Origin of the sequence: Nostoc sp. FACHB-888 (assembly GCF_014696655.1) — a bacterium.
GTDB lineage: Bacteria > Cyanobacteriota > Cyanobacteriia > Cyanobacteriales > Nostocaceae > Nostoc.
This window is the reverse complement of the sequence record NZ_JACJQM010000162.1, coordinates 1-9,449: the sequence shown is the minus strand read 5'-3', so window position 1 is coordinate 9,449 and position 9,449 is coordinate 1. Positions and strand designations below refer to the sequence as shown.

The window sequence follows — 9,449 nt, the reverse complement described above, 5'->3', positions numbered from 1 at the left end:
GCTTTCTATGTAGATATACTGCATAAACAGTATCCTATCGTTGCCTTTCTACTTGATAACTCTTCTTTAGATTTACTTTATAAATAGTCTCTTACGAGGGTTGAGAGCAACACCCTTTGTGGGCGGTTTTTCTCCCCTGCTCGCTGCTCCCCTGCTTATTCATTTCAAGGAATTTGGTAATATCTCAATATCACCACAATTTTTTTATCTGGATTTACTATTTTCAGTTATTACTATCCAGATACTTATTAAAGTGATTGTTAAGAATATTTAATTATTTACTCTTAATTCATCTATCTCGCTAGTTAGTATTATTTGTTTATACAATACATTCTCGAAGTTTGCTACTTTCAATGAATATAAATATTTAACAGGATTTCTCCAAATAAATCACGGTTCGGGAGGGTTATGGTAGATACTACGTCCCTTGTGGGGACTTACCCAGCCCCCAGTTCCCAGTCCCCGTTTTTGTATCTGGACAATCGTAATATTCGGGTTAATGCTCAAATTAACATTTGCAGATATAGATTGCAGCATCAGAATTGTTGATTAATTAACAATTCTGATGCTGCAAACAAACTAAAAGCAATGGAGCCTTCTTACCAGACACCAAATATATTCTCTGGTCTGCCAAAGGAAATTAAATTATCCACAAAACTTCCTCAACCTGTTAAATAAAACAAAAGAGTTTCTATCCCTTGGCTCACTTTGGCTGCTCCCTGCCCCCGCCTCCAAACCCATAGCTTTGCTTTGTATTTCATGCAAAGGAAAACTGCTGTATTAATTGAGTGGACGCAGAAGTGTAATTTTGCCCATGCCAGTGCCTTCATTGAGCTGTGCTACGTAGATATGCCCATTCGTGGGATTTTCAACCAAATCCAATGGACTTGGGTTAAAATCGGTGAAGCCAGTAATACCCGTTTGGGAATTTATAATATCCAAGTTTGCGCCACCTGGTGTTAGCACAATAATGTCTTTACCAGAACTGTAACGTATCACTAGGAGTTTACCTTTTAGCTTGCCACCTAAAATATTACTATGGTATTCAATAATACCATTCGGTGAAAAATGCTCTCCGAAATCGTAGGCAATACCCTTCCAATTCCGGTCAGGTAGAGTACCAATAGGATATTCATTTACCTGACCGGGGTCTGTATCAGCTGTGGGATTTCCCCCACTCAACACCCACTCACAACGTTTAGGATTGGGATGACCATAATAACCATTTTTAACAACGCGAAACAGATAATCTCGCTGCGTACCTATATTGCTGAGGCCAGGTACGGATGGGCTGGTATAAGCCCCATTAGTAGCTTTATCGATACGATTTTGGCAGGCAAGAGGTAGCGGGATAGGTGTATTTGGCGTATTGCCACCAGCTGCTGAACCATTTGTTGGCACATATAACTGACCATTGGTGTGCCAAACCAGATCGTAGGCATTGCGTATACCACTGGCAAAGATAGTTACAGCTGCTCCCGGCTTAAAGGGATTATAAGTACCTCCACCCTCCGTTTTAACACTTAAAGGAAGTGAGGTGATTTTGGACAGGTCAACTCGTAATACAGCAGCACTTAACAACTTCTCAGGACGATTACCCCAGACATTGTTTGGTGCCCCTGTACTACTATTACTACCCTGCAACACATACAGCACTTTTGGCTCATTGGGTTTAAACTCAATACTGTTTGTTAGATGATCCCGGATTGATCGTGGTAAATCAACCACATAGTCTTTTACTGTCTCTAAGTTGGAACCACTTAACCGAGTAATTTTCCCAGTCCACTCTGGCGCATTAACATCTCCATTCCAGTAGTGGTTGTTTGTTACCCATAGAATTAGGTTACTAGCATTTGTTGAGGAGGGATCAAAGTGCATACCAATGATAGTTCGATTACCATGATTGGCAGTCTGTAATGAGGTAATGGTTTGTGGCGTACCTAGAGTGCCATTAGCATTGATCGGGAAGCGCAAAATCTCACCTTGTAAGGTGGCAGCATAAAGTTTATTGTCAGGCCCAATCAATACTGTGGTGTAAGGTTTGGCAGGTACATTCGGTAGTGAGATTTGCTCAAAAGTAATATGGCTTGCTTCATTCCTAAGAGTGCCTGTTGTGAAACTGATGCTATAGGGTAAGAATGCAGTTCCATTGCTATCTTTTACCCCGTCGGTGATTTTTAAAAGATATTTGGTACTATTTTTGAGATGATTTATCGGGGAAACTACAATCACATCTCCACCACCCGAAGTATTGTAATTTGCAGCAACTTGTCTATTAGTACTGCTATCGATCAGCTTGATGGTTGAGGCTGAAAGACTATCAAGCGCAATCCCGCTGTTAGGAAGATTTATGTCTGCTGTAATCGAGATATTTGGCGATACATTTGTCTGATTATTAGTAGGATTGCTGATTCTGACCGAGGGACGATTACCCACTGCGATCGCAATATAATTGAGCTTGCTATCTTTATCACCTTTAGCATCAATTGTGATCTTGCCATCGGTAACATTAACAATTCGAGTAGCTGCGGTAAATTTTTGGGTTGCTGTTGGTACAAAGCCGGAAATAGCAGTCTTACCTTCTACAGCGTTATTTGGTTGAAAATTAATCATTGCTGGAACAATTGCTAATACCAGCATTCCGGGTTTAATATTGTAAATCATATATACCTGCCGTCATAGTCTAAATTGGTACAGGAGTAGTCCATTGATATTGGCCAAGTATTTGCGATGGTTATTCTTGGCGATCGTCGACTGGTTAGAAATGAACATGATGACCGCAAGATTCAGGTAAACCATTTTTTTGATCGCTTGTCTGGTTACTCTTAATCCGATCACTTCGCTCACCAACGCTAGAGCGCACAATATTCTGTTATTGAAGAAGGCAGTCCCAATGAAAAAACTTCATCACCAAGCGTGATGAGAATTGGGGACTAATATTTTTGCTCAGACTTTCAAGCCAGAGGCCAGAAGGGATGAAATATTGTGGAGGATTCAAGCCACCACACTACTTCCTCTACTTGGAAAGAAGTCAGATAGATCGAGGAAACTCTTTCATAGCAATGGTTCTACCAAATCTGCATTTTTTGGTAGAGGACTCAAAGTCTTGCTGCCTTTCGGTCGTCAGAAGTTATAAGCGCTCTTGATAGAAATTCTTCCTTCTGCCCTTTCTCGTCTATGAGAAGCTGCGCCAAGGAACTTGTACCTTTTTTGTTGAAAAAACTGTATTTTTATTGCCTGAGTTGAAGCTGGTGGAGAAACCATAACCTATCTTCCAGACTATGTAAAAATTATTTAGCAAATACTTGAAATTACGTGATTACTGAACTTCTTTTTTCAGGTACTTCCTAACTCATCAATTTGGTGCAGTATGATTACGTAAAAAGCAATAAATCTTCAAAATTATTACCGTAAATGGTTAACTACTGCTGGCAAAGTTCATTTTTGTTTATGCTGTCAAGATGAAAGTAACTTTGCAGAAAATCATGACTTTTAAGGGAACTATCTAAATCATCAACTTTGCACAGTATAATTACGTAAAAAGTAATAAATCTTTAAAAGTATCACCGTAACCTGTAAACTGGTGCTGGCAAAGTCTATTTTTGTTTGTGTTGTCAATATGCAAGTAAGTTTGGCACCAAATCATGCAAGATTCTTTTAATATGTATACCTGAACTTTGTTAATAGATGATACTTCAATCTGCTTCATCTATCTGAAGATTGATAATGCATAGATCGACTCAATTACCACGCTTGAGATAAACATCAAAATCAGCTAATTATGGCGAATGGAAAAAAAGATTTTTATGCGTAATTATATACGGAGTTTAACAATCACATAATACTTAATGGGTCTACATCAATAGTTAAACTCACAGACGAAGGACAAAGCGATCGCACTTCTTCCCAATCTGGCAACTGTGGCAATGCATCGGGAGCGAATTTAATCAATATCTGCCAGCGATAACGATTAGCTACCCGCAAAATACTTGCTGGTGCTGGGCCTAATATCTCGAATTCTTCTTCTGTACTCAAGGTTGTGGCAATTATTTGCGCCGTATTTTGCACTTGAATGGGATCGAGACTACTTAAGCGCAACAAAATTAACCGCCCATAAGGGGGATAATTGAGGGCTTGGCGTTGTTCTAACTCAGCTTGGGAGAAAGAGTGATAATCGTGCGATCGCACTGCTGCAATTACCTGATGCTCTGTAGTATAAGTTTGTACAATTACCCTACCCGGATCATCACCTCTACCAGCACGTCCAGCTACCTGAGTCAAGGTTTGAAAAGCCCGTTCACTGGCACGATAATCTGATAAATTTAGCAATCCATCGGCGGCGACAACGCCCACAAGTGTCACTTGGGGTAAATCCAATCCTTTGGTGAGCATTTGCGTACCCACTAATAAATCTGCTTCGCCGTTGGCAAACTGGGTGAGTAGGGTACGGTGTGAGCCTTTGTTACGAGTGGTATCGCTATCAAAACGAATCAAGCGTAACTCTGGGAATTGTCGCGCTAGTTCCTGCGTTACTCGCTGAGTACCGCTACCGAAAAATTTTAGGTAAGGGGAACTACAATCAGGGCAAAATTTGGGATGCGATCGCGCATAATTACAATAATGGCAGCGCAATAATTCCGGCGCTTTTTCTTCGGTGTGGTGATACGCTAACGACACATCACAGTGCGGACATTCCAACACATATCCACAACTGCGGCAAGATACAAAAGTACTGTGTCCCCGCCGATGAATAAATAAAATTCCCTGCTGTTTTCTCTCTTGCAATTCTTGCAAAGCTTCTTGCAGCGATCTACTAAATATAGAACGATTTCCCTGCTGCAACTCTTGCCGCATATCCACTATTTCCACCGGCGGTAGTGGGCGAGAGTTAATGCGTTCGGGGAGTGAGAGGTAAAGAGTGCTAAGTGAGGAGTTAGGAGTTAAGAATTCTTCCCCTGCTCCCCCTGCCCCCTGCCCCCTGCCCCCTGCTTCCTGCCTCCTCACACTTACCCAACTCTCCAACGAAGGGGTAGCGGAACCCAACACCAAGGGACAATTTTCTAATTCTGCTCGCCACTGGGCGACGGTACGGGCATGGTAGGTAGGTATGGGTGAGTCTTGTTTAAAGCTGCTGTCGTGTTCTTCATCTAAGATGATTAAACCCAAGTTGGGCAAAGGGGCGAAAACGGCGCTGCGCGTACCAATAATAACTTGGGGTTCTCCTGTGAGCATTTGCCGCCAAGTGTCGTAACGTTCACCATCGGAGAGGGCGCTGTGATAGACGCTGACTTTATTACCAAAGCGGGCGCGAAAACGATCGGTTAGCTGGGGTGTGAGTCCAATTTCTGGGACTAAAACAAGGGCGGATTTGCCTTGGTTGAGGAGGGGTGCGATCGCTTGCAAATATACTTCTGTTTTTCCTGAACCTGTTACCCCATGCAATAAAACTTCTGCAAACCCCTTTAGTGTCTGGATTGTTTCTAAAGCGCTAGCTTGAGCAACAGTTAAAGATTTCGCCCCATCGCCTGCTAATACTGGTCCCTGTTCGGTTCGCAATACTTCCCGTTCTTCAATGACAATGTAACCCTTTTGTGCCAACGTCTTGAGGATAGAAGAACTAGCATTGCAAATTTGTAGTAATTCATTTTGCCACAACTCGCCATTATGCCGCCGCAGCACTTCCAAAATCTCTCTTTGGCGAGTAGTTAATTCGTGGTCAATTGTACCTGTAAGCGTGACTGCTTTTTGCAGCTTTGGTCGAGTTAGTCGTGGTGGTTCTAAGTAGCTTTCTACTAAACCAAATCGCAGCAACTCCCGAATTCCGCGATAGGCAGATTTGACTTTTTGTTGGAGGTAGACAAAGCTGTAGTCTCCCGCTGGTTGCGTTTGCAAAAGTTCCCAAACTTGCCGCGCAGTAGGAGTCAAAAAAGCTAAAGGATTAGGAGATGCCAGTAAATAACTACTCCCCCCTGCCTCCCTGCCTCCAACAAGACGGATACGACGCTGCGATCGCCCCAGTAAACCTGGTGGCAGAGCAACCCGGATCACTTGAATTAAGGGCGTATAGTAATATGCAGCAACTCGATTGAGTAATTCCCAATAAGCACTTGGGAAAAATCCAACGCTGACTATATCTTCTACTTCCCGGATTTTTTCTGGTGGTAAATCGACATTTGGTTGTGCCAGTAATCGAATGGCGATCGCTCCTAATTGTTGTGCCCCAAATGGCACGCTTAAAATATCCCCTGGTTTTATTTCTAACTGGGCTGGCAATCGATAAGTAAATAGTCCTGTACTTCCTGGACAGTCTACCAGTACTTCAACCCACCTATTAACAGTTGCATTTAACTGATATGATTCCCCAGGTTCAGCCACCATCATAGGAGATAAATTAACGTCATTAATATACATAGTTTATGGCTTTATAGCTAGACATTTTACTCACATAGCTGATCACAATTAACCTGGCTTACTTAACTCTATTTTTTGCTTCGTTAGACGTAAATTGTATTTCTCAATACTGTTATTCTTCATAATACTTGATAAGTTTCCTCTTATGTAATCTACTAGACAAATATGTCTCTTCTATACGTGCAATAAATATTTGGTGCCTACTCTACAAATAAAAGCATCTCGGCTAAATCTACAAAAGTTACTCCAACTACTAAATAGGGAGTAGCCTTTTTCCGCCTATCGATAGATATTCAACCCTTTGTGTATATGAGATGCTTTTATACAAATAAGAATATCTCGAAATTAAGCTGCCATTATTATAATTTGTATCGTCAAGGTAACTTTAAACTATGAGCGCATAACCCCAGCAGCAGGTTTTAAATTTACCTAACGGTTTTTGACCTCTAAGCATTAAAAATCTTTAGAAAAATATATGAAACTTTAAGGGATTTGAATGATTAGTTGATATTTTTATGTTTGTTAAAGTTGAGAAAGTTTGAGGTGGGGGTTTGACATATTTGGTAATTAAGAAAAAAATGAAGAATATAATCTGTTAGGAGCCTGAAAAGAAAGTTTTATTGGGTGCGAAGGCCAGTTTGGTTATGGGTTGTATCTAACTGTAACCCGTCGGTGGTAGGTAGATGCCAATTTATATTCCTGAAGCTAAATTAGCATAAGCCTGTATTTCGCTATATATATAAACGGGTGCATTCGTCCCTTAGGGAAAACTACCAAGCTTCAAACGAGTAGCTGTAACTAAATTATGTACCAAACAAAGCAACAATCCCTAAAGGAAACTATGAATATTGTTGAATTGGGAAAAATGGAAATACTGGAGAACACTGCTGATATTGAAGAACCATTACTCGATATTTTAGATGTAGTGGCAGATGAAGAATCTCCAATTGTAGTAGAAAATCTTGACTCAGACGAACGTGACGGGGATGCGATGGCCGCGGCTCGTCCTTCGGGATACAATAAAACTGAGCATGATGATGCCGTCGGCGCGTTTTTTAAAGAGATGGCCCGTTATCCGCTCTTAAAAGCTGATGAAGAGGTAGAGTTAGCGCGGCGAGTTAGGTTTCTAGAGGAAATTAGGGAATTACAAGCAGCGTTACAATTAAAACTAGGACAGGAACCTAGCAAGGCAGAAGTGGCTTCCGAGCTAGAAATGACGGAAAAGCAATTAGAAAATCGCTTGTATCAAGGTAGAGTAGCGAAACGCAAAATGATTCGCTCGAATCTGAGATTGGTGGTTTCTATTGCTAAACGATACCTGAATCGGGGAGTACCTTTTCTGGATTTAATTCAGGAAGGAGCAATGGGTTTAAATCGCGCTACAGAAAAGTTTGATCCAGATAAAGGATATAAATTTTCTACTTACGCCTATTGGTGGATTAGACAAGCGATTACCAGAGCTATAGCTAACGATGCGCGGACAATCCGACTACCTATTCATATTGTTGAAAAGCTTAACAAGCTGAAAAAAGCCCAACGGGAACTCAAACAAAAACTCTGTCGCAATCCTACCGAAGGAGAAATGGCAGAAACTTTGGAAATTAGCGTGCAACAACTACGCCAACTACAACAACTAAGGCGTCAAGCACTTTCTCTCAACCACCGCGTCGGTAAAGAAGAAGACACGGAATTGATGGATTTGCTAGAAGATGAAGATAACCTGTCTCCAGAAGCAAAAATGAATGAAAACATGATGCGTCAGGAGATTTGGGAAGTTTTGGGTGACGTGCTAACTCCACGAGAGAAAGATGTGATTTCTCTACGCTATGGTTTGACAACCAGCGAACCCTGTACCTTAGAAGAAGTTGGCAATATGTTCAATCTTTCTCGTGAACGAGTGCGACAAATTCAAAGCAAAGCCATGCGGAAATTACGCCGTCCCCACATAGCCAAACGTTTAAAAGGTTGGTTAATTTAATTACATTCCCGAAGATAGATGCAATACCTGATCTAATTAGCTCTATTAAGGAATATGGATTAATAAAGTGCAAAACTTTAAATCTCGTAGGAAAGCCGATGCGTTGCGGAGGTTCCCGAAGCTCGATAGTTTAATCCTACAGAGAAGTAAGAGGCTATTTATAAAGTAAATCTAAAGGTGACTAATCAAATGAAATGATAACGATAAAATACTTTTGAGGCAGTGCATTTACCTAGCGTTCAATGACTCGAAAGGCTTATTCTACCGACCTGAGTGACTCAGAATGGGCTATTCTAGCTCCCTTAATCCCACCAGCTAAATCTGGGGGACATCCAAGGACTACTGATATGAGAGAAGTATGCAACGCAATATACTATCACTTGAAAACGGGATGTCAATGGGACATGCTACCAGGAGACTTTCCACCAAGTTCAACGGTTTACAGCTATTATCGCAAATGGCAAAAATACGGAATTTGGGAAGAATTAAACCATACACTACGTGACAAACTGAGGGAGAAACTAGGTAGGTCAACACAACCAACAGCGATCGCGGCAGATAGTCAGTCGGTAAAAACGACTGAAAAAAGGGGGATGTGTACGGCTTTGATGGTGGAAAGCTAGTTAAGGGAAGAAAACGGCAAACAATAGTTGATAGCCTGGGACTATTGCTCAAAGTGGTTGTGAGCGAGGGTAATGCTGGTGAGAGAGTGCTTGCAGCGTATGCTTTGATGGAACTGCTGGAGGAACGGCCAGAGTTATTAGAAAAAGTTGAAGTCATCTGGGTTGACTCAGGCTATGACGGTGATAAGTTTGCACTGGCTGTTTGGTTGATGATTCAAGCTCATGTTGAAGTCATGCGCCGTACTAATAAAGAGTTTGAAGTTTTACCCAAGCGTTGGGTAGTAGAAAGAACATTTGGCTGGTTTAACCAGTACCATCGTTTGAGTAAAGATTATGAACGTCTGACTGAAATGAGTGAGGCTGCCATATATGCCGTTATGACTCGAATTATGCTACGTCGTCTAGCCGTCTAAAGATTTACTTTATAAATGGTCTCT

At 41.4% G+C, this 9,449-nt stretch carries 4 protein-coding genes; 2 read left to right on the top strand and 2 right to left on the bottom strand.

All coding sequences use genetic code 11. The annotated features are described in order from the left end of the window. Positions 1-780: 780 nt before the first annotated feature. Both H6G26_RS34760 and priA read right to left on the bottom strand, forming a co-directional pair. Positions 781-2,664 (bottom strand): Ig-like domain-containing protein, encoded by a 1,884-nt coding sequence (locus tag H6G26_RS34760; protein ID WP_190735708.1) that lies wholly within the window; start codon positions 2,662-2,664, stop codon positions 781-783. Between the two features lie 1,170 nt (positions 2,665-3,834). Next, complete coding sequence (priA, locus tag H6G26_RS34755; RefSeq protein ID WP_190735706.1) at positions 3,835-6,411, bottom strand: primosomal protein N'; 2,577 nt, start codon at positions 6,409-6,411, stop codon at positions 3,835-3,837. Between the two features lie 805 nt (positions 6,412-7,216). Here priA and H6G26_RS34750 point away from each other — a divergent pair. Together H6G26_RS34750 and H6G26_RS34745 are read left to right on the top strand one after the other, a co-directional pair. Next, positions 7,217-8,389, top strand: a complete 1,173-nt coding sequence (locus H6G26_RS34750) for an RpoD/SigA family RNA polymerase sigma factor (RefSeq protein WP_190735704.1) — start codon at positions 7,217-7,219, stop codon at positions 8,387-8,389. A 242-nt stretch (positions 8,390-8,631) separates the two neighbouring features. Continuing rightward, a protein-coding gene (locus H6G26_RS34745; protein ID WP_199327225.1) for an IS5 family transposase occupies positions 8,632-9,425 on the top strand; the annotation gives its coding sequence in 2 pieces (ribosomal slippage) (positions 8,632-8,971 and positions 8,971-9,425; 795 coding nt in all). The last annotated feature ends 24 nt before the right edge of the window (positions 9,426-9,449 follow it).

Coding starts and splice junctions, on each gene's coding strand:
- H6G26_RS34760 (WP_190735708.1), bottom strand. CDS start 2,664: ATGATTTACAATATTAAACCCGGAATGCTGGTATTAGCAATTGTTCCA.
- priA (WP_190735706.1), bottom strand. CDS start 6,411: ATGTATATTAATGACGTTAATTTATCTCCTATGATGGTGGCTGAACCT.
- H6G26_RS34750 (WP_190735704.1), top strand. CDS start 7,217: ATGTACCAAACAAAGCAACAATCCCTAAAGGAAACTATGAATATTGTT.